Annotated in this window: 15 protein-coding genes and 2 pseudogenes; 5 read left to right on the plus strand and 12 right to left on the minus strand. The window is 45.9% G+C overall.

Going from position 1 to position 21,027, the window contains the following annotated elements; genetic code table 11:
• Positions 1-116: 116 nt before the first annotated feature.
• From QUB30_RS18795 to QUB30_RS18820, 6 genes and pseudogenes are all read right to left on the minus strand, one after another.
• On the minus strand, positions 117-1,271 hold the full coding sequence (locus QUB30_RS18795; RefSeq protein ID WP_333336302.1) for a DNA cytosine methyltransferase: 1,155 nt from the start codon (positions 1,269-1,271) through the stop codon (positions 117-119).
• A 199-nt stretch (positions 1,272-1,470) separates the two neighbouring features.
• Positions 1,471-1,899, minus strand: coding sequence for a hypothetical protein (locus QUB30_RS18800; RefSeq protein WP_333336306.1), 429 nt, complete (start codon positions 1,897-1,899; stop codon positions 1,471-1,473).
• A gap of 178 nt (positions 1,900-2,077) precedes the next feature.
• A pseudogene (locus QUB30_RS18805) lies at positions 2,078-3,142 on the minus strand (IS630 family transposase).
• A 63-nt stretch (positions 3,143-3,205) separates the two neighbouring features.
• Entirely contained in the window at positions 3,206-5,209 is a 2,004-nt protein-coding gene (locus QUB30_RS18810; protein ID WP_333336309.1) for an FHA domain-containing protein, read from the minus strand.
• Between the two features lie 254 nt (positions 5,210-5,463).
• Positions 5,464-5,988: pseudogene (locus QUB30_RS18815) on the minus strand (CHAT domain-containing protein); the annotation flags it as partial.
• A 323-nt stretch (positions 5,989-6,311) separates the two neighbouring features.
• Positions 6,312-6,440, minus strand: a complete 129-nt coding sequence (locus QUB30_RS18820) for a hypothetical protein (RefSeq protein WP_333336312.1) — start codon at positions 6,438-6,440, stop codon at positions 6,312-6,314.
• A gap of 221 nt (positions 6,441-6,661) precedes the next feature.
• On the opposite strand from QUB30_RS18820, the gene ahcY reads away from it, so the two are divergent.
• The 3 genes from ahcY (at position 6,662) to QUB30_RS18835 (ending at position 10,319) form a co-directional block, all read left to right on the plus strand.
• The gene (gene ahcY, locus QUB30_RS18825) at positions 6,662-7,939 is read left to right on the plus strand and encodes an adenosylhomocysteinase (protein ID WP_333047387.1); all 1,278 of its coding nucleotides are present in this window, start codon (positions 6,662-6,664) and stop codon (positions 7,937-7,939) included.
• A 173-nt stretch (positions 7,940-8,112) separates the two neighbouring features.
• Positions 8,113-8,718 carry a DedA family protein gene (locus QUB30_RS18830; protein WP_333336316.1) on the plus strand — a complete coding sequence of 202 codons (606 nt, stop codon included), beginning with the start codon at positions 8,113-8,115 and terminating at the stop codon, positions 8,716-8,718.
• A gap of 176 nt (positions 8,719-8,894) precedes the next feature.
• A complete protein-coding gene (locus QUB30_RS18835) occupies positions 8,895-10,319 on the plus strand; it encodes an NADP-dependent isocitrate dehydrogenase (RefSeq protein WP_333336319.1) in 1,425 nt (474 codons plus the stop codon).
• A gap of 255 nt (positions 10,320-10,574) precedes the next feature.
• Here the strand turns inward: QUB30_RS18835 and QUB30_RS18840 are convergent, their stop codons facing one another.
• Positions 10,575-11,183: a glutathione S-transferase N-terminal domain-containing protein gene (locus tag QUB30_RS18840; protein ID WP_333336322.1), complete on the minus strand. Its 609-nt coding sequence runs from the start codon at positions 11,181-11,183 to the stop codon at positions 10,575-10,577.
• 69 nt (positions 11,184-11,252) lie between these two features.
• On the opposite strand from QUB30_RS18840, the gene QUB30_RS18845 reads away from it, so the two are divergent.
• Positions 11,253-11,645, plus strand: coding sequence for a DUF2358 domain-containing protein (locus QUB30_RS18845; RefSeq protein ID WP_333336325.1), 393 nt, complete (start codon positions 11,253-11,255; stop codon positions 11,643-11,645).
• Between the two features lie 298 nt (positions 11,646-11,943).
• Positions 11,944-13,116: a TRC40/GET3/ArsA family transport-energizing ATPase gene (locus QUB30_RS18850; protein ID WP_172188640.1), complete on the plus strand. Its 1,173-nt coding sequence runs from the start codon at positions 11,944-11,946 to the stop codon at positions 13,114-13,116.
• A gap of 339 nt (positions 13,117-13,455) precedes the next feature.
• Here the strand turns inward: QUB30_RS18850 and QUB30_RS18855 are convergent, their stop codons facing one another.
• The 5 genes from QUB30_RS18855 to QUB30_RS18875 form a co-directional block, all read right to left on the minus strand.
• A complete protein-coding gene (locus QUB30_RS18855; RefSeq protein WP_333336328.1) occupies positions 13,456-13,749 on the minus strand; it encodes a hypothetical protein in 294 nt (97 codons plus the stop codon).
• Complete coding sequence (locus tag QUB30_RS18860; protein WP_333336332.1) at positions 13,739-14,035, minus strand: BrnT family toxin; 297 nt, start codon at positions 14,033-14,035, stop codon at positions 13,739-13,741. The genes QUB30_RS18855 and QUB30_RS18860 overlap by 11 nt, the downstream gene beginning before the upstream one ends.
• A gap of 260 nt (positions 14,036-14,295) precedes the next feature.
• Positions 14,296-14,955: a transglutaminase family protein gene (locus QUB30_RS18865; protein ID WP_333336335.1), complete on the minus strand. Its 660-nt coding sequence runs from the start codon at positions 14,953-14,955 to the stop codon at positions 14,296-14,298.
• A complete protein-coding gene (locus QUB30_RS18870) occupies positions 14,952-17,267 on the minus strand; it encodes a DNA phosphorothioation-associated putative methyltransferase (RefSeq protein WP_333336338.1) in 2,316 nt (771 codons plus the stop codon). Before QUB30_RS18870 ends, QUB30_RS18865 begins: the two co-directional genes overlap by 4 nt.
• Positions 17,268-17,498: 231 nt before the next feature.
• Positions 17,499-20,918 (minus strand): response regulator, encoded by a 3,420-nt coding sequence (locus QUB30_RS18875; protein WP_333336341.1) that lies wholly within the window; start codon positions 20,916-20,918, stop codon positions 17,499-17,501.
• Positions 20,919-21,027 lie beyond the last annotated feature (109 nt).

Genomic DNA, 21,027 nt, shown 5'->3' on the forward strand with positions numbered 1-21,027 from the left:
GTGTGTGAGGCGCAACGATTAACTGTTACCCTGGGTTAGAAACCCGGTTTCTACGAGTTTTGGGATTAGTCACGACAAATCTAGCAATAAACCGGGTTTCTGAAAGACTTTTGCGCTTATTTATCTATTTGTTTTATATATAAAAAATTAAAAATTGTTTTGGCAATACCTTGTGCAGCCAAATAAGGAACCCCATTGCCAACAGTTTTAAACATATTAGTCAAGGTCATCTTGGCTGGCAGTGCAAAATCTTTTGGCAGTGACTGAATAGCCAGTGTTTCTGCAACAGAAAGCCTACGAAGTTTGTAAGGGTGCAAGTGAACTTCATTATTGCCGTAACAAGCTGTTGGCGAATAACGCCATCGGTGCAATCGCTTGAAAGATTTTTTTGAATCATCTCCTTCATCAACGGAAGCAAACCGCTTAAGGCCTGCTTTGGGTTGGAAATAGTGTTTGGCATTGGGATGGTTGAGAACGTCATTTTTTTGGAACCAAAATTCTACCGTTAAATCTTGGGGAATGCCATCAGGACAAGGCACGAAACCATCATCTGCAAAGGCTGTTCTCTCCGGCCAAGGATGAGAAAAAATTTCTGATTTAGGATATAATACCTGACTTTGCCAAGGAAATAAACTTTCGGCTAACATTGGGCTTTTTTCCTTTAGGGAAATGCCCAGATTTTTGACAAGGTTTTTTCTAAGTCCAATCAAAATAATTCTATCCCTATCTTGCGGGACACCGTATTCTATCGCATTAATTAAACGTTCGGCAAAAACGTATCCCGAATCAGCCAACTGATGTTTTAGTTCGTCGTAAAAAGCTTTATGTTTTTTGGTTCTCCACAAACCTTTCACATTTTCAAATAAAAAGAAATCCGGCTGCTGTTGGCAAATCAATTCAATGTAGGAAGCTGAAAGTTTGCCTTTATCTCCTTCCCCACCCCGGTTTTTACCACCAATAGAAAAGTCAGGACAAGGCGGCCCCGCGATAAACCCCACAATATCGTGATGATTGCGGGCATCCTGCATCAATTCCCGCAGGCGAAAAGCTGGTTCTCCCCCTACAAGTCGAGTTACATCTGCTTCCTCTCCTTCGCAATATCCGTATTCTGGTAGCGGCAAATTCAGGCACTGCCGAGAATAGCGGTATGCTTGCATGAAAGGTGGGAAAATTTCATTGACATACGCTACATTAAAGCCGATCGACTCAAAACCCAGATCGAGCAAGCCAGAACCAGAAAAAAATGAGAAAATACAAGGAGGACGGTGCATTGAAGGATGCCAGCAATTTTGAGTTGAGCTTACTATAAATTCTGTCGGGTGCACAGGAGCGCTGAACCTTACTATAAATTCTGTAGGGTGCGCAATGCGCACCTTTTATTATTAAAAGTCGCAGATCCCGCCGCCGGACACGGCAATGCCGTTCCCCTACTGGTGCGCAATGCGCACCTTACTATACTCAAAACTATTCTTAAAACCATTCACCGCCTCGGAAACGCCAGTGGGGAAAGAAAATTCGCATCAATGTTTGCGACGCCAGATAAATAGCCAGCCACACTAAACTATAATGCAATGCAAAAGATCCCAAGTCAAAATCTTGTGCAGGTATCCCGGGCAAACCGATAATTTTGATTAAAAATAACACAAAAAGTGCTTCCCAAATCCCGGCGAGCAATTGAAATGCACCGGGCCAATCTCGATCCCAGCGGAACTGCTGGATGTATATATATAAAGCATCCCAGCCGAGACCAAAAATCGCTACATACCCTAAAATCCAGAAAAAAATTGAGCCTGATTTGGAGGTCATTAAACCTATAAAAAAGGGCAGGGTTACTAAAACGCCTACTGTTGCAAATAGCAATAACCGAGTTTGCCAGCGACCGAATAAGGTGGGAGTCATGCGATTTTAGATTTTAGATTTTAGATTTTAGATTACATGGCAAAATTGTTCGATTTTGAATTGAGATTTTAGATTTTAGATTGAACGCGAAGCTCGTTTAAATCAATTAAATCCCGTACATTGCTTGTTGCCGAACTTCGTCCTTCAAGTTATATCATGTCCGGTCGATTAACCATGATTAAACTTTTGCCTCCGGCCACCAATAGAAATGAGTCAAACCACTGATTAACTGTTTGAGATTTAACAGTTTTTGACATCGCTCAAATAACACTGCTTCTAATTCATCTAAGCTCTTAAAACAGCGATTGGCTATCGGTTCATTTGTCAGGGGCCATAACCTTTCTGCTGGTTGGAGTTGGGGTGAGTGTGAAGGTAGACAATACAAATGTATGCCGTCGGGGATTTTCACGTTTTCACGCTCAGTGCCATCCGGCTCCGTCTACAACTAAAACGACTCTTTTTTTCGGTCCTACTTTCCAATGTCTGACAAAATCTTCTAAAACTCGCTCGAAAAGCTGGCTGTTGACAAATGGCAGTATCCACCAATATGTTTCTCCCGTACTCGGATGTACGAAACCATATAACCACAACCATTGAAACCGCCAGTTAACAACAGCCGTAGCATTACTAAACTCATCCACCCCTTCCCGCATCAAAACTGGTTTCAATCAAGCAACGATGTTCGTCCATTGACCAGACTTCTACGTCGCTTTCTAGGTTCTCCTTCTTGATTTTCTTGACGAACTGACCCAGATTTTTTTTTCCATTCCTCTTGTTCGAGAAGATCTGATTCCTGATGTTCCGGGCGAGGAACTCTCAATCGAAACTTCATGGACTTGAGATATTCCCACCCTCTTTGACGACAGACTTTTTCACCCTTGAGTTCACTCATCCAGTCGGCCACTTTACGACCATTCCACAGCCCGCCATCGGGGGGTGGCTGCTGTAAGACTTGCCACAATTGAGCTTGTTCCACATCATTCAGCAGAGGGTCACGATCGGTATTTTGGCAACGCTGATCTCCGAGGGATTCAGGGCCTAAATGATTGTATCCCCAGACTAATTCATAAATCCAACCACGACTATAACCTGTCACTGCCATCACTTCTGCGGTGGTTTTTCCGCTCGCTAACAGCCAAATAATCTGGTAATGATGAGCCTGGGTTGTTGTTTTAGCTTGACGGAAACGAGCTTGTAGCTCTTCTGGACTCAGATGAGGTGCGATCGTAATTCGTTTTGGCATTCTTTATTTGATGGGGGTGGTGTTCCTCCTGATTATATCATGGTTAATCGACCGGACATGATATTAGTCGGGAGATTTATTTAAAATCCATTTCAACCACTGCACAAACGATCGCCAAACGCTCAATTTCCGCACACCCGGAACTCGGTTGGCGGCCAGACTTTCAACCGAACGCAAGGCGGCATATTGCAAGCCCAAAAAACTGTCTACCGGCGCGTAAGGCCCTCCTAAAGTAATCGCGCCGGCTGCGTATACCCGGCCTTCTCCGTTGCTAGCAGAAGTGTTGCGCAATTCTGGTACTTCAAAATCTTTGTTCACGCTCAGCCGGCCCAAACCGTTGAGGGGAAGATTGTATTGAGCTACCAAATCGTTTAACAGGGGACTGGTTTTTACCTTAGCGTCCAAACCCGTAGCATCAATAATAAAATCAGCTTCTAACTTAATTTGCCCCTTGAGTTCCTTCTCCTGAATGTACGTCACCGTGCGGTTTTGACTGTCGCGCTCCACTCGCTCGACTTCCCCGAAGGTAATTTGATACCATCCTTGACTTAAACCTTCTTTGACAATCCGCTGCCAGTCGCTGCGCTGGGCTGTGGTAGTTCCGCCCCAGTCGGTGAGCAACTGCGGGCGAAATTCGGGGGCGGCTTTTTCTAAAAGTACGCGGAGTTCCCCGCCCCAGCAAGCTTTTGGCCAGTTGAAAGGTTGAAATTCGTAGTGATTTTCGACGCTACGCTGAGCGAGGTTAAATTTGTTGCCCAGGGGTTTGGGCGATCGCATCAAATGCAATACTTGAATGTTGCGGTTCCGCTGCCGCGCTTCGTAAATCCGCTGCACCACCCGCGAAGCCACAATTCCCCTGCCTCTAATTAACACGCTGCCGCCGCTGGCCTCCAATTTTTCGTAAACTCCGTCGTGGCTTTCGTAAGCGTTGACAACCGACTCAAAATCCTGGGTTTTTTCGCGGTAAGCTTGCAAATCCGGCAGAAATTGAATGGCGGGATAGCCGGTGGCTAAGTGTACGTATTTGGCGATTAAAAAAGCGTGGTCGCGGTGATCCGCATTCGATCGAGAATAAGCGATCGCGTACCTGCCGTCATCTGTTTTGCGAATCCCCCGCACTCTACCGTAGCGAAACATCTGATTCCACCCAATTCGATCGACTTCCCTGTCAATAGAATCAAACACATTTCCCGCGCGAGGCGTATAAGTTTCGGCAAAAGTCGGTTCGGCAAACACCTGCCACATCAACTTCAACGACATCCCCAAACGCCCTTTCAGCAATTCCTGCCAAGCTTCCCGCAAAGCATAGGGAGGCCACCCCCAAATGTTGTCTGGACAAGAGTCAGAATTCGATCGCAGGCGTTCCCGCAGCGGAATTTGAGAATTCAGGCACAGACGGCGATAGCGGGCGTAAGGCTGGTTTTCCATGCCCAAAACCGCAATTCGATCTGTTTTCACCCCGCAAATTCTCAGCAAATCCACCCACATCAAGCTGCCCAAACCGCCGCCAACTGCAGCCCAATCAACTTCTGCCACAGGGAGTCCCATAGATTGGAGCGATCGCATTGTCACTTGAGAAGCGTGCAAAAATGCGATCGGCGGAAATTCTCCCCTACTACCTGTTTGAGGAAGCGGCGACACCGGAGGCTGGCCCAACCCGGGGTCTGGCCCATTTGTCTGCGGGTTAAAGAAAATGTGAGAATTGACAGACGGCGTTTCTGGGGAATTAACAGCAAATGAAATGCCGATCGCGTATGGCCCAACTTGCAGCATATCCCCGTTTGCCAGCACGCACCGGGTTTGGCGAACGCCGTTGACAAAAGTACCGTTTCGGCTGCCCGTGTCAATCGCTGCGATCGTGTCGCCTTCCCTGGCAATCACTGCGTGGAAGCGAGAAACTTGACTGCTGCTGAGGGCAATTCTAGAAACTCGTTCCCCGTTGATTGTGGCGGGCATAGCATCAAAAATTCGTCCCAAAGCGATGGGCAAGTCGAGTATCGGGGAGCGACAATCCCCGGTAAGTGTATCGTTCCAAGTCAGTCGCAGGCGCAATAGTTGAGGATTCATGTCGTTGAGCGCGAAGCTTTAAGCTATCAGTTATTAGCTTTAAGGATTTTAGGTTGGAGACCGATGTTGTAAAAAACGTTTTTAAGGTGAATAGTCCTGGACGCACGATTCTTTAGTAGAAACCGGGTTTTTTTACTAACAGACTCGTTGTAGACCGCACCCAAGCTAAAAAACCCGGTTTCGCATGGGCCCCGATGCGTCCAGGACTGGTGAATGTATTTTGCTCGTTAAAGTGCAAAAAACTCGCCTATTGCTTACTCACATTTTCCCATTAAAGTAAATGCAGCCCTGTTGCTAGGGTTAAGATATTCCTTCGCCACTGTCAGCATTGCTTGGCCCAGTGCCTGCGCCTTGTCAGGATTTGCCTGCATTTGGCGATCGAACTCCATCATTAACAAACAGGTTGGCGCATCTGGAAAAGACCAAAGTGAGAGAACAACACTTGTAACACCTGCGGTCATCAGAGAAGCAGACAATCCAATCACGCCGTCGCCAGTAATGATACCTCTACCAGTATTACAGGCACTCAGCACTACTAATTCAGCTTGCAGTCGCCAATCGAGGATTTCATTGGAAGTCAGCAAGCCGTCATCCGTTTGAGATGCAGCCTGGGCAATCGCCCCGGGTAGTTCGCTCTCTTTTAATTCATTGAGCAAGCCGTGAGTTGCTAGGTGAATAATTTTAGCATTCAACATCAGTTGCTTAATCGCGGATTCTGTTGCTTGTTTGCCAATTAGGAGTTGAGTGTTGAGAATTTGGGCAATTGCGATCGCTTCTTTTTCCGCTCCTGGCTGCCACTAACTGCCGCCGCCGCTTGCCAATCTGAGATATTGCCGGATTTCTTACTATCAGTAAATTTTTTCCTTGTCAGTGCAATTGATAAATTTATCCTGTAGACTGTCTCGCTTTTCGGGTTAGTTGCAATATTTGAATCGCTGGTGTTATCAATTAGTGTGTTTTGCTATTAACTATTTTGCCTCGGGAGCATCTCATATTTGTAAAAACACTTCTTCTGGCTCTTTGCTTCTTCCTCTTTCCTTCTACCTCCTGCCTCAAAACTCCAATTTCTAGCTGGGCTGCTTTCATTGAGATGCTTCCAAAGCTATCGCCCTTTCCGCTGCGGAATTTCTAGGACTATATCGGTTTTAGGCTGAGCAATTAAAGCTGTTTCCAGGAAACCATAGGTATCAGCTTGCTTGCCAAAATTAGTAACTCGATGGGCATTAATCATTCCCACTCGCAGCGAATCCCAAATTGCGAGCGCCCGACAGGAATTTTTGACGCAGATGTGTGGGTGACTCCCCTGTGCCATCGCAGTTTGGTCGATCGAACACCATCAAAATTTAAGATTCGCCTCGCCCGCGGCGATCGAGTAAAATCACAGCACTTGCCCGCTGAGGGGTTAATCTGCTAAAACTAACAAAGTTTGATGATTTCTGGGAAATAACATACATGGTTGCTACATCCGTCAAGATTAAACACGAAGTCAAAGACTTGTCCCTTGCCCCCTTGGGAAAACAACGCATTGAGTGGGCCGGCCGGGAAATGCCCGTTTTGCGGCAAATTCAAGAACGCTTCGCTAAAGAAAAGCCTTTCGCTGGCATTCGCTTGGCTGCTTGCTGCCACGTAACCACAGAAACCGCTCATTTGGCAATCGCCATCAAACTCGGCGGTGGCGACGCCGTACTGATCGCCAGCAACCCCTTGAGCACTCAAGATGACGTAGCGGCTTGCTTAGTTGAAGACTACGGCATTTCCGTCTTCGCCCTCAAAGGAGAAGACGCGGCTACCTACGAACGTCACGTCTACACAGCCCTAGACCACCGCCCCAATATTATTATCGACGACGGCAGCGACGTAGTAGCGGCACTGATCCAGCACCGCCCGAACCAAATTTCCGACTTGATCGGAACTACCGAAGAAACTACCACAGGCATCGTGCGCCTGCGGGCAATGTTGAAAGACGGCGTGCTGACTTTCCCGGCAATGAACGTCAACGACGCCGACACCAAGCACTTCTTTGACAACCGCTACGGCACCGGTCAATCTACCCTAGACGGCATTATCCGCGCTACCAATATTTTGTTAGCCGGTAAAAATATTGTGGTTGCAGGTTACGGTTGGTGCGGCAAAGGCACGGCACTGCGGGCTCGCGGCATGGGTGCTAACGTAATTGTCACCGAAATCGATCCGATTCGGGCGATCGAAGCAGTGATGGACGGTTTCCGCGTCATGCCGATGGACGAAGCAGCAACAGTCGGAGATATATTCATTACCGTTACCGGCAACAAACACGTCATTCGTGCCGAACATTTCGAGACAATGAAAGACGGCGCAATTGTTTGCAATTCAGGTCACTTCGACATTGAAATTGACCTCAAATCCCTCGGCGCAAAAAGCACCGATGTGAAAACAGTCCGGTCTTTCACTCAAGAATATCACCTCAATAATGGCAAGTCGATTATTGTGTTGGGCGAAGGCCGTTTGATCAACTTGGCAGCAGCCGAAGGACACCCCAGCGCCGTGATGGATATGAGCTTTGCCAACCAAGCTTTAGCCTGCGAATATCTGGTTACGAACAAAGGCAAACTAGAGCCAGGTATTCACTCAATTCCCGTGGAAGTTGATAAAGAAATTGCCCGTCTCAAATTGGAAGCAATGGGTATTCACATTGATACCTTGACTGCCGAGCAAATTGAGTACACCAACTCTTGGACTTCGGGAACTTAATCATCGCTCTATCTATCCCCACAGTAGGGACACGGCAATGCCGTGTCCCTGCTTCTTCATGAACTTCCTTCTTCCAACTTCGGCATTCGGTCTTCCTGACATCCGTTACATCCCGTACATTGCTCGTTGCCGAACTTCCTTCTGCTATACCTATTACCAATTATTAAATCAAAATGGTTGAATGGATAACTAACACAATGCAGTCGATGGGCTATTTCGGAATTGGCCTGTTGATGTTTTTAGAAAATCTTTTCCCGCCCCTCCCCTCAGAATTGATTATGCCACTGGCAGGATTCACGGCATCAAAGGGTAATGATATGCAGTTAGCACCGGCGATCGCAGCAGGAGTAATCGGTACAGTTCTGGGCGCGCTTCCTTGGTACTATGGCGGTAAATTATTGAGCGAAGAACGCTTGAGGAATTTAGCAGACAAATACGGCAAGTGGATCGCAGTATCGGGTGCGGATATTGACAAAGCAAATAGATGGTTTAACAGACACGGCAACAAAGCCGTGTTTTTGTGTCGCCTCGTACCGGGAGTTCGTACCCTGATTTCCCTGCCCGCTGGCATCAACAATATGCCTTTAATTCCTTTTTTACTCTACTCAACAGGCGGCACTTTGTTATGGGTAAGTTTCCTGACTTTGGCAGGATATAAACTAGGTGAGAATTATACACTTGTAGAGGAATATCTGGGTCCTGTTTCAAAAATAGTTGTGGTGATTATAGTCATCTGGTGTATTTTGTGGATTGTGAAGAAGAATATGCAAAAAGAATAAAATCCTAGATAAATGCAGACACCACCAAAAAAATCTGCGTTTATCTGCCTTTATCTGCTGTTATCTGCGGTTAAAAATCAATTTATCAAAAATTCATACAAATATTTAGAATTGATTGAAGTTTAGGCAGATAATCGTGGCAAAATAGGGAACACTCCTATCCGCGCTGTTAAGATATGTACGAAAAGATTGTAGTTCCGACAACAGGTTCTAAAATTACTTTCAAAGACGGTTTGCCGATCGTCCCCAATGACCCGATTATTCCCTTCATTCGCGGCGACGGTACCGGCGTTGACTTGTGGCCTGCATCCCAGAAAGTCATGGATGCTGCGGTAGAAAAGGCTTACGGTGGCGATCGAAAAATCAACTGGTTTAAAATCTATGTAGGCGACGAAGCTTGCGATGTCTACGGTACTTACCAATATTTGCCCCAGGATTCCTTAGACGCCATCAAAGAATACGGAGTCGCCATCAAAGGGCCGCTGACAACGCCCATAGGTGGCGGAATTCGATCGCTAAACGTAGCTTTGCGGCAAATCTTTGACCTTTACGCCTGCGTGCGGCCCTGCAAGTATTATGCTGGAACACCATCGCTACACAAAACTCCTGAACTCCTAGATGTAATTATTTACCGGGAAAATACAGAAGATATTTACCTCGGAATTGAATGGGCAAAAGGCAGCGAAATCGGCAAGAAATTGATTGAATATCTCAATAATGAGTTGATTCCGGCAACACCAGAACACGGCAAAAAACAAATTCGCCTCGATTCTGGAATTGGGATTAAACCAATTAGCAAAACAGGTTCTCAGCGTTTAGTACGGCGCGCCATTACCCACGCTTTGCGGTTGCCAAAAGAAAAGCAGCAAGTAACTTTGGTGCACAAAGGCAACATCATGAAATACACCGAAGGAGCTTTTAGAGATTGGGGTTATGAATTAGCAACCACCGAATTTCGCGCTCAGTGCGTAACTGAAAGAGAGTCTTGGATTCTGGGCAACAAAGAACAAAACCCCGACATTAGCTTAGAAGATAATGCCCGTCAAATAGACCCGGGATACGATGCTTTGACGCCAGAAAAACAAGCCAAAATTCGTCAAGAAGTCGCCGACGTTCTGTTTGCAATTTGGGACAGTCACGGCAGCGGGCTGTGGAAAGACAAGATTATGGTCAACGACCGAATTGCTGACAGTATTTTCCAACAAATTCAAACCCGACCGGCCGAGTATTCGATTTTGGCGACCATGAATCTGAACGGGGATTATTTATCCGATGCGGCCGCCGCCATTGTCGGCGGCTTGGGGATGGGCCCGGGCGCGAATATTGGTGATGAATGTGCAGTTTTTGAGGCCACTCACGGCACTGCACCGAAACACGCCGGTTTGGATAAAGTCAATCCCGGTTCTCTGATTTTGTCCGGGGTGATGATGTTAGAATACATGGGATGGCAGGAAGCAGCAGACTTGATTAAGAAGGGTTTGGGAGCGGCAATTTCTAACGGTGAAGTTACTTACGATTTGGCGAGGTTGATGGAACCGCCGGTGCCTGAGTTGAAGTGTTCGGAGTTTGCGGATGCGATTATTAAGCATTTCGCGGATTGAGTTTGAGGGCTTTTTTTGAACGGGCTTCTAGCCCGTTCCACAAAAGTCAACTTGCTTTGTGGGGTGGGCTTCTAGCCCGCCCGCTATTTATTAAGAACGGGCTTCTAGCCCGTTCCACAAAAGTCAACTTGCTTTGTGGGGTGGGCTTCTAGCCCGCCCGCTGTTTATTAAGAACGGGCTTCTAGCCCGTTCCACAAAAGTCAACTTGCTTGTGGGGTGTCCCGCCCTCCCGAAAATACAATTTAGATGGGGGGTTTATAATGATGGAACAGCCATTCCGCGCTCAACTGCGGGACGCTTCTGCAAAGTTTCTACCCAACGTTTGAGGTGGGGGTGGTTGTCGAGGGTTAATCCTTGAAATTCGTAAATAGCAACCCAGGGATAGGTAGCAATGTCGGCGATAGAATAGTCGCCGCAGATGTATTCGTATTTTGCTAGTTGAGTGTCTAATACTCCGTAGAGGCGCAAGGTTTCTTTTTCGTAGCGCCCAATCGCATAGGGAATTTGTTCGGGTGCAAAGCGTTTGAAGTGGTTTAGCTGACCAAACATCGGGCCGACGCTGGCCATTTGAAACATCAGCCATTCCATAACTTGAAAGTATTTTTGTTTGTCTGTGGGCAGAAATTTGCCGCTTTTTTCGGCAAGATAGATCAGAATAGCACCGGACTCGAAGACGGTGATGCCGTTATCTCGATCGACTATCGCCGGAATTTTGCTGTTGGGGTTGATTGCGATGAACTCTGGGCTAAATTGGTCGTTTTTTGTGATGTCGATGACGTGCACGCTGTAGGGTAAACCTATTTCTTCGAGCATGATCGAGACTTTGCGACCGTTCGGTGTGGTAAAAGTGTACAGGTCGATCATAAGTTGTCCGCCTTTTCTCAAGCAGGTATAAACTATATTATAATAATTTAAGGCAAATAGCTAATCATAATGGATATTATTGAAATTCTCAAAGACGATTATCAAAGATTTCCCGATAATCAGACTTACAGCATCTATGCAAAAGATGTTTATTTTGAAGATCCGGTAAATCGATTTACAGGAGTCGATCGCTACCGCCAAATGATCGGGTTTATGGGGACTTTTTTTCAGGATGTAAATCTCGATTTGCACGGGATTTCGCAGTCGGGAGATACTATAGAAACTCGCTGGACTCTGAGCTGGATCGCACCCCTACCTTGGAAACCGAAAATGGCGATCGCCGGAAGGAGCGAACTGAAAATCAATAACGACAGTTTAATCGTTTCTCACATCGATTACTGGGACTGTTCGCGGTTGGATGTACTCAAACAGCTTGTATTTCCTCTGAAAACTAATGTTTGAGAATTGATCTCAGATTTTTTAGCAATAAAGAATACTCTTTCCAGAGCGATCGCCCTTTTTTAACCGCAGATGTTAGCAGATAAACACAGATGAACGCTGAGGGATTTTTATTTGTTGCAATTGATATCTGAGATAAATAATTTTAACTTGCCTTGACATGGCAGCAATTTGGTGTATCACCGGAAATGTGGTATGTCCGGCGGCGCGATCGCCCAAATTAATTCCCCTACTAAATTAATCTATGTTACATAACGTTACAATATAGGAGTAAAGAACTTTCAGGCGAGCTAAACAATCAATGCGCTTAATATTAATGACCGGAAAAGGCGGCGTCGGCAAAACCTCTGTAGCCGCTGCGACTGGGCTGCGATGTGCCGAATTGGGATACAAAACCCTAGTGCTGAGCACAGATCCCGCTCACTCCTTAGCCGACAGCTTCGACATGGAACTCGGACACGATTCGCGCCTGGTGAAACCGAATTTGTGGGGAGCCGAATTAGACGCTCTCAGGGAATTAGAAGGCAATTGGGGAGCCGTTAAGCGCTACATTACTCAAGTCTTGCGAGCGCAGGGGCTCGAAGGGGTGCAAGCTGAAGAATTAGCCATCTTGCCAGGAATGGATGAAATCTTCGGTTTAGTACGAATGAAGCGGCATTACGACGAAGGCGAATTTGATGTTTTAATTATCGATTCTGCTCCGACTGGCACAGCATTGAGACTGCTAAGTTTGCCGGAAGTTGGCGGCTGGTACATGAGAAAATTTTACAAGCCGCTGCAAGGCATATCTGCTGCCCTTCGACCTTTAGTTGAACCTATTTTTAGACCAATTGCGGGTTTTTCTTTACCAGACAAAGAGGTGATGGATGCACCTTACGAATTTTACGAACAAATCGAAGCTTTGGAAAAGGTTTTAACTGACAATACTGTGACTTCGGTAAGGTTAGTTACCAATCCCGAAAAAATGGTAATTAAAGAGTCTCTGCGCGCTCATGCCTATTTGAGTTTGTACAATGTAGCCACAGATTTAGTAGTAGCAAACCGGATTATTCCCGCAGAAGTAACTGACCCATTTTTCAAACGGTGGAAAGAAAGTCAGGAGCAGTACCGTCAGGAAATTCACTCGGATTTCATGCCGCTGCCAGTTAAGGAAGTGCCACTTTATTCTGAAGAAATGTGCGGTTTGGCAGCTTTGGAACGGTTGAAAGAAACGCTTTACAAAGACGAAGACCCAAGTCAAGTTTATTACAAAGAAAATACGATTAAGATCGTGCAGGAAAACAATCAATATAGTCTTGAACTGTATTTGCCCGGAATTGCTAAAGATCAAATTCAGTTGAGCAAAACGGGAGATGAGTTGAATGTTCGGATTGGGAATCACCGCCGTAATTTGGTTTTGCCCCAAGCTTTAGCGGCGCTGCAACCTTCGGGGGCGAAGATGGAGGATGATTATTTGAAGATTAAGTTTGCTTAACAAGACTTACGCACTATCAACCTAAAAAACCCGGTTTCTAGGAAAAATCGTGGATAATCCCTTGAGATATTCACGCAGAAACCGGATTTTTTGTGCGCGTGCAGGTATTGAGCTATTCAGCAGACTTACGCCATTCTTGTTCAAGGCGAACTGCTTCGTCAAAAGTAGGATGGTTGGGTCTGCGTTTATGAGACAGTGACTTTTGTAATGGTATCAATTCCGATTGTACCGGAATGATTTAACCGCAGAGGGCGCAGAGGGCGCAGAGTCTCCAGAAGAGAGAGATGAATAATTCCGATGTCAACGGATTTGATATGAAATGCTGCTGGCTAGACACAATTAACAGGACTCTGCACGAAGGACTTCGTTTAATGCCTCATCAATCACTGCATCGCTGACACCTCGACGCTTCAAACTTGCTACTAAGGCTGTTACTGTCTCGCTCTCAAATCGTTCTAAATCAACGCGCAAACCTTGACCGATATAAGCACGAATTAATGGCTGATAACCCGAAAAACCCAACAATGGTGCAACTTTCTTTAGATCTTCCACAACATCTTCGGGCATACGGATCGTCACGCTAGTCATTGGACGGTTTCGATCTAACCGCTGCTTTAATGCTTCAACCTTCATACTCTGCCCTCTCCTGACGAGTTGCTTTACGTGCTGAAATAATCCGAATGACATTTTCTTCACGCTCAATGTGAACCACATACAGTAGATTCCACCGACTATCTAGCCCAATCACAGCATCACGCGCTTCCTCATTGCGGCTGGCATCAACGACAACTAGAAATGGATCAAAGAAGGATTCAGCAGCTTGTTGAAAAGTAACCCCATCATGATTTGTGGGATTTATCCGCGCTTTTCCCTCCTCCCATACAAAGGTAATGCCATTGAGCACGAAGTATACATTCATGCTCCCTAGTATAGGTAAAATGTATTTACAATGTCAATACGTTATGACAAAAAACGATCGTTTTCAAACTACTGCCACAGCCTGTGCTGCTTGTTGCGGCTTTTCACTGTTTCTGCACGAACACGAACGACAGGGGTTTGTTTATTTTTTCACTCTTGAATAGCTTGTATCCGAGCCGCTCATAAAGACGAATGTTGCGGCTCTTTTGCCCGTGAACAATTCAAAACGCTGCGCCTGCCCAAAGCAGTATTCGATGTGTATCATAGCAGACCATAACTCTTCGCGGACTCCAACGAAATGTCTGGGAGATTACGAAGCATATCATCCCATGTCTTCTGTGCTTGCAATGCTTCTATAACGACTTGAAGCGGCTCTGAGAATATGGCTGGAAAATCTGCCTCTTCGTCGGAAAACTGAATTTTAAACGCTAACTGTTCTTGAGGTGGAGTGAACTGAGCGTTGACTCCTTCTTTGTTACCTCTTGGATCAACTCGATACCAACCAACTTCAGGTAAATGGATGGCATTGAAACCGTGCAAACTATACGGCGCACCTTTATCATCAATACTCAACCGCTGGTAGCAAAGACCTGCTGGTATTTCATTTGCTCTTAGTAACGCTGCTAACAAGTGACTTTTCGCATAGCAATACCCTGTTTTGTGCTGAAGTACATCTGAAGCTCGACAGGTCACAGGACTCATTTGATAGTCATAACTGTGATGAATTTCATCTCGCACCCACTCAAAGCAAGCCTTAGCTATCGCCGTTGGTGTCTCATATCCCGATGCGATTTGTTTAGCACATTTCCTAATTTCATGATGCTGCCAATCAATAACTTCACTCACTTTCAAATATTCTTCCATTTCAACCCCTAGAAACGCTACAGCCTCAATTGTAAACACCTTACCAACAAATTTCAACTGTGTTCTTCGCCACTAACCTTTCCATCCTCTGTACCCTCTGCGCTCTCTGCGGTTTGTTCAATCTTTCCTGCATTACACTCAATCTTTTTCTGCTGACGTTCCGACGCAGCTTTTTGCAGCATTTTCAACCTTTCTGGGTCAGCATTCGATCGCCAAAACAAGCGATGACCCTTAATTGTAACGCAGTTTTCCTCCAAACACTTCACCCATTCTCGATGTTTCTTAACTGCGCCACGATCGAGAATCCCTAACTTTTCTTCTTGGCGGCTGAGTTTCGCAAATTTTTGGTAATGCGGATAACTAGCAGTAACAAAAGCTTCTTTTCTCACTAAAATTGGCGGATTGTACACATCCGAATAGTTTTGATAGCTGACAGAAAGGTTGCGCAAATGTATGTGCATTGCCGTGTGGAGGGCTGGATGCGGGTTAGTGTCAAAGTCGGGATAAAATAAATAGGAAATTTGAGGTTTGCCAGCGTAAAATTTGATGATTGTCGCGCCGTCAAGCCTGCCGATTGTGCGGTTGGCGCAGCCTTCGTAGAGCCTGAGCAAAGGGTCGAGTTCTTCTAAAGCTGAGACGTGAACTGAAAGGGTACCGGGCTGTTTGTAGCCGATCGCACTATCTTCGCAGCAATCCGCAACAATATCAGCTTTGCCCAAACTGTACAGCATTAAATCAGCTAAAGTGCAAGCTTTTTGATAATTGTCAAACAAACCTTTGATGTCGTTGCGGATTTGAGCCGGGAGTCGGCGGATCGAAGGTCGATCGCCCAAACCGTTGAGAGCGAGATATACCAGCAAATCTTGGCGGCGCTTGTCGGCGATTCTCTCCCAATCATCCGCATCCGTTGCTTGCAAAATCACCCTCCAAGCGCGATTAAAACTGTGAAATTCCTCCTTAATTGGCGATTCTTCCGCTAATTCGCCTTTAACCGGAAGGCGGCCCCGATCGCTCACAAAAGCCATCAAAGGAGCCAGCATTTCCGCATAATCCTCAAACCGCTTAACTTGCGATCGCACTCTGGGAGTCGATAAGTGCGATCGAAACCGAGAAGCACGAAAACTTTCACCCTCCGCAGCATCCCGAAACACAAAATAAATCCCCAAAGCCACAGGAATTGCATCAACACTCAAAACTTGGTCGATATAAACTTTCAACTCTTCTTGTTCGTAATACTTCTGAAAAGTATTTCGAGAAGTAATCACCCCATCCCCATAAGCAATTTGACCTCGATCGCTATCATCAATCAAAACCTGAGCCGCCACAACTAATAAATTCTTAGTTAATTCCCAAGCATTCAGCAACGCTTCTCGGCGTTCCGCTAAAGATTCAATTACATTAATCACATAACCAATATTCACAATATCCGCACAAGTTCGCGGAGTATCCGGCTGATAGTATGGGTCCCAACCCGAAATAGCATAACCTTCTTGTGCAATATATTTAACATCCCCGCCGTAACCGCAACCGTAATCAAAAAAAGTCGCCCCATCAATTGCTAAATCAGCTTCTAAAACCAGACGCAGAGGTTTAGAAAGCGAGTTGCGTACCATCGCAGCTTTGTGTCGCTCAATTTTAGGAATTGAAAGGTCGCTATTCTCCTGTTTCAAACGCTCGACAACAGCATGATCTTGAATTTCCACACCGCAATATCCTAAATATTTGAGCCAACCCTCGCGAGTGCCGATAACGCTAGTATTGTCAAGCAGTCCCCATCCTTCCTCGCAGCGAGTGAGTCGAGCAAACTTTTCGTAATTGGGATAATCCGCACTTACAAAAGTTTCCTTCCGGTGTAAAACCGGGGGATTTTCGCTGTTGCTGTAATCGAAACATTTAACTTGTCCTGTTTCGAGATTAATTTGGATGCTGGTTTGCAAAGCAGGGTGAGCATCTGTATCGAAATCAGGGTAAAAAAGATAAGATATTTTAGGTCGATCGAGTGAAAATTTAACTAAAGTTGCTTCTTGAATATTTTCGAGAGTATGTCTGGCACAATTTTCGTAAATTACGAGTACAGGGTTGAGTTTCTGCAGAGCCGAAACGTGAACGTAAAAAGCCGTCGGTAATTTTTTTCCAATCTTGCTTTCCCGACAGCAGCGAGCTACTTTTGCAACCAGATTATCCACCACAACTGCCTGATATTCTCCCTCGTTCCCCCCCAGATCTGGGGAACGCATAGCCGGAGGATCTGCCTCCTGTTCGTACAACAAAACTTCCCGAGCAAAAGCCATCAAAGGCGTCAGCCTTGCTCCATTATTTTCGACGGGCTCGCTCTCTAAGATAGTGTTTTTACTGGTATCGTAAGTCATAGCTAAATTAATTTTTTTAATTAACCGCAGAGAACGCAGAGGACACAGAGTGAAGAAAGAAAGAAAGAAAGAAAGAAAGAAAGAAAGAAATAGAACTTAGGCAGAAATTATATATTTAGGGTGCGCTGTCCGTACTTTACCTCTTTATTTCTTAGTCACGCGAAGGCTAATTTTGTTGGTATAGTTGCGATTTCTATCACCGACTACAATCGACTACTATCTACTAACAGATTAACCAAACATTCGCTTTTCCACCAATTCTTGAACTCGGGCTAAATGAGTTGACAAACTCCTTAATATGTTCTCAACCCCCTCAATTGTTGACAGTTCCAGAGCTAGCGGTTCAAATTGAAAGACTCGCGCTTGATGTTCCAATTGTGCAGCTAAATTCGACATCAAAGCAACTCCCACATTAGCCGAAGTTCCCTTGAGACGATGTGCTTGATATTCGACAGTTTGCCAATCTTTAGCTTCTACAGCTATTTTGGCAGCAGCCACATCAGCTTGCGCGTTTCCCACAAATGCTTGCAAAAGTCGCTCTGGCAATTTAATATTAACTCGTCCGAGTTGCTCCAATCTGCTCTTGTCGAACAGTCCGTCGCAGTCTGCGTGTTCCCAACTTGGAAGTGCGATCGCCCTTGGTGCCGGCACACCCACAACCTGCGCTTTTTCCCAAACTTCTTTATAATTTGTTGCTAAGTGAGAATTGTTTTCCCACTTAATACTTTTAACTCCATACTTATTTTCAAACTGAACATTTTGGGCTTGATACTTTTTCAGGGCCGCCGCCAAAGCCTCTAAATCTACAGGTTTGCTGAGATAATCATCCATCCCCGCCGCCAGACATTTTTCTCGTTCCCCCGGCATGGCGTGAGCAGTTAAAGCAATCACAAAAGTATGCCGATCGCCTCCTTCGATTTCCCTTAACTTTTGTGCAGTTTCGTAACCGTCAAGTATCGGCATTTGACAGTCCATCAGCACTAAATCATAGGTGTTGTCTGCTAGCAAATTCAGCGCTTCTTGACCGTTGGCGGCGCAGTCAGCGTGATAGCCTAAAACCTCTAACTGTGCGACAATAACTTGTTGATTTATCGGGTGGTCTTCCACCAATAAAATTCTCAGCGATGACGGCGAATTGAGAGTAACATCTTGAGAATTAACTGCTGGCAACTTGTCAGTATTAGCAGCTTCCAAGTTCCCAACATTGCCCGTTTCCTTAACCGGAGCCAGCAAAGCTTCAAGCAGGCGGGAAGGCCGCACCGGTTCGAGTACATAGCCGCTAAAACCCCGGTTGCAAAGCGCTTCAGCTTTCGACTGTTCTCGCAAAGCAGTCATGGCGATTAACGACGCAACTGGCTGCATCGATCGCACTTTCAAACCAAATTCTTCCGCATCCAAATCCGGCATTTGCAAGTCCACAAGCACCCCATCGCAGCTTTTTTTCCCTTCCCCCGAATGCTGAGACATCCCGCGCTGAGCATTTTTCAACCAAGTCAAAGCATCAGTAGCACTTTCTGCCTCGTCGCAGCGAGCACCCCAACTTTGAGCGAGCGATCGTACCGCCGCCCTCCTCAAAGCGCTTCCAGAGACTACTAACAGCTTCTTACCCGCAAGTTCTGGCTCGCGACGCTCAACTTGCAACTGTTTTTCTAAAGGTATAGCAAACCAAAAAGTCGAACCGCTGCCTAGCAAACTGCGAACCCCAATGTCGCCTCCCATTGTCTCGACTAACTGCTTGCAAATAGCCAAACCCAAACCCGTTCCGCCGTAAGGCCTAGTAGGAGAATCGTCTACCTGAGAAAAAGATTGGAACAGCTTTGTTTGCCCTTCTGCCGAAATTCCAATGCCAGTGTCCCGCACCGAAAATAGCAATTTTGCACCTTCGGGGCCTTCGATAGATCGATCGCCCCGCTTGACAGTTATGTGAACTAAAACTTGACCGCGATCGGTAAATTTTATCGCATTCCCCGTCAAATTTAACAAAATTTGCTTTAACCGGCCAGAGTCGCCCACTAACTTTTTGGGCACCGAACTGTCAACTAAAATATTCAATTCAATATCTTTTTCCTCTGCCAAAGGTGCCACTATTGCTATCACCGATTCAATGCAGTTATCCAAATCAAAATCAGCTTTTTCCAGCCGCATTTCTCCCGCTTCAATCTTAGAGAAATCGAGAATATCATTAATCACGCTCAGCAAATGTTCAGCACTGCGGTAAATAGTCTGAGCGCACTCCCGCTGTTTCTGTTCCAGAGGAGCGCGCAGCAGCAATTGAGCCATGCCCAAAACCCCATTCATCGGAGTGCGAATTTCGTGACTCATGTTTGCCAAGAATTGCGACTTCACCCGGCTCGCTTCTAGGGCCGTTTCCCGCGCTTCCACCAACTCATTAATCTTGTCAGCCACCATCACAATTCCCCCCACTTTACCGTCGGGATTGTACCAAGGGTGAGCTGCCCAGCGCAGGTACATAACAGAACCGTCTGCTCGTTCCCAAGCATCTTCGCTCACAGAAACTACCTCACCTTTGAGCACTTGTTGATACATCGCTTTCCAGCGATTCGGCGTATCTGGAAACAATTCGTAATGACTGAGATTAGTCAGGGACTGCCACTCGAAATTAAATTGAGTCAGCCATTTGTGAGAGTTAGCTAAATAGCGCATTTCCGTATCGAACATCGCCATTGCTACCGGGACGCAATTAATAATTTGTTTCAGTTGCTGCCGTTCCCTTTCTAGAGCATCTTCCGCTTGTTTCCGCTCAGTAATGTCGCTAATCATGCCGGCCATCCGCAGCGCTTTTCCTTGGAAATTTCGCTGAGCTTTTCCCTGAGAAGTGCAGTAACGATAAGAACCGGAAGAGTGCAGCAGCCGGAATTCTACATTGTAGTCTATTTCTTGTTCCAAGTGAGCGGCGATCGCCGTGACGATGCCCTCCTTGTCCTCCGGGTGCAGGCGGTTGTAGAGAGCTTCCATAGTGCTGCCAAATTCTTCCCGCGACAAGCCGATAATTTCCAAAAGGCGATCGTTCCAATAAACCTCGTTTTTACTTAAATCCCAATCCCAAATTCCGTCGTTCACTCCCTCTAAAACTAACCTGTACCGTTCCTCGCTTTCCTTAAGTTTTTCACTCGTATGAAACGCCTCAAACTCGGCCCGGTAAACGCGAATGGCATTGTACAAACTGCGGGACAAACTCTCTGGAGACATCTTGCCTTTAGCGATATAATCAGAAGCTCCCGCTTTCATCAATTCCACAGCAATTTGTTCGTCGCCTTGACCTGTGAGCACAATTAAGGGAACTTTTATCCCAGCTTCCCGTACATCTTGCACCAAAGTCAGTCCGTCTCCGTCGGGCAAGCCGTAGTCTAGAAATACGCAGTCAAATTTGCACTCAAATATCTGATTTAATAGCAGCGAATTTTCTGGCTCCTCAACCTCGCTTAAATAATGTTGAGATTTATCTTGTTTTGAGAGTTTCGCGACCGCCTGGGTAGAATTTTTACTGACGGAGAGTTTGGTCAGGGCATCCGCGCAGTCTTCTGCTTCTGTAACTTCTGCCGAAACCCCAGCGGACTTGAGCGAGCGTTTGACCGCCATCCGATCGACTGCATCGTCATCAACTATCAGAATTTTGAGAAATTTGTCCATAACAACCGAATTGTGGATTACTCCGAAAAAGTTGCAGTCTGTAAAAAGGAATTCAAACAACTGCACAGATGAAAAATCACAAACCACATTGAAAAATTTTTATTAAACA

This window comes from Microcoleus sp. BROC3 (assembly GCF_036702515.1).
GTDB lineage: Bacteria > Cyanobacteriota > Cyanobacteriia > Cyanobacteriales > Microcoleaceae > Microcoleus.

What these genes read in the sequence shown, in the direction of transcription:
- QUB30_RS18800 (WP_333336306.1), bottom strand. Translation starts at nt 1,899, where the DNA reads ATGACTCCCACCTTATTCGGTCGCTGGCAAACTCGGTTATTGCTATTT.
- QUB30_RS18855 (WP_333336328.1), bottom strand. Translation starts at nt 13,749, where the DNA reads ATGAAGGTTGAAGCATTAAAGCAGCGGTTAGATCGAAACCGTCCAATG.
- QUB30_RS18795 (WP_333336302.1), bottom strand. Translation starts at nt 1,271, where the DNA reads ATGCACCGTCCTCCTTGTATTTTCTCATTTTTTTCTGGTTCTGGCTTG.
- ahcY (WP_333047387.1), top strand. Translation starts at nt 6,662, where the DNA reads ATGGTTGCTACATCCGTCAAGATTAAACACGAAGTCAAAGACTTGTCC.
- QUB30_RS18850 (WP_172188640.1), top strand. Translation starts at nt 11,944, where the DNA reads ATGCGCTTAATATTAATGACCGGAAAAGGCGGCGTCGGCAAAACCTCT.
- QUB30_RS18830 (WP_333336316.1), top strand. Translation starts at nt 8,113, where the DNA reads ATGGTTGAATGGATAACTAACACAATGCAGTCGATGGGCTATTTCGGA.
- QUB30_RS18870 (WP_333336338.1), bottom strand. Translation starts at nt 17,267, where the DNA reads ATGACTTACGATACCAGTAAAAACACTATCTTAGAGAGCGAGCCCGTC.
- QUB30_RS18840 (WP_333336322.1), bottom strand. Translation starts at nt 11,183, where the DNA reads ATGATCGACCTGTACACTTTTACCACACCGAACGGTCGCAAAGTCTCG.
- QUB30_RS18860 (WP_333336332.1), bottom strand. Translation starts at nt 14,035, where the DNA reads ATGAATGTATACTTCGTGCTCAATGGCATTACCTTTGTATGGGAGGAG.
- QUB30_RS18875 (WP_333336341.1), bottom strand. Translation starts at nt 20,918, where the DNA reads ATGGACAAATTTCTCAAAATTCTGATAGTTGATGACGATGCAGTCGAT.
- QUB30_RS18810 (WP_333336309.1), bottom strand. Translation starts at nt 5,209, where the DNA reads ATGAATCCTCAACTATTGCGCCTGCGACTGACTTGGAACGATACACTT.
- QUB30_RS18845 (WP_333336325.1), top strand. Translation starts at nt 11,253, where the DNA reads ATGGATATTATTGAAATTCTCAAAGACGATTATCAAAGATTTCCCGAT.
- QUB30_RS18835 (WP_333336319.1), top strand. Translation starts at nt 8,895, where the DNA reads ATGTACGAAAAGATTGTAGTTCCGACAACAGGTTCTAAAATTACTTTC.
- QUB30_RS18820 (WP_333336312.1), bottom strand. Translation starts at nt 6,440, where the DNA reads ATGATTAATGCCCATCGAGTTACTAATTTTGGCAAGCAAGCTGATACC.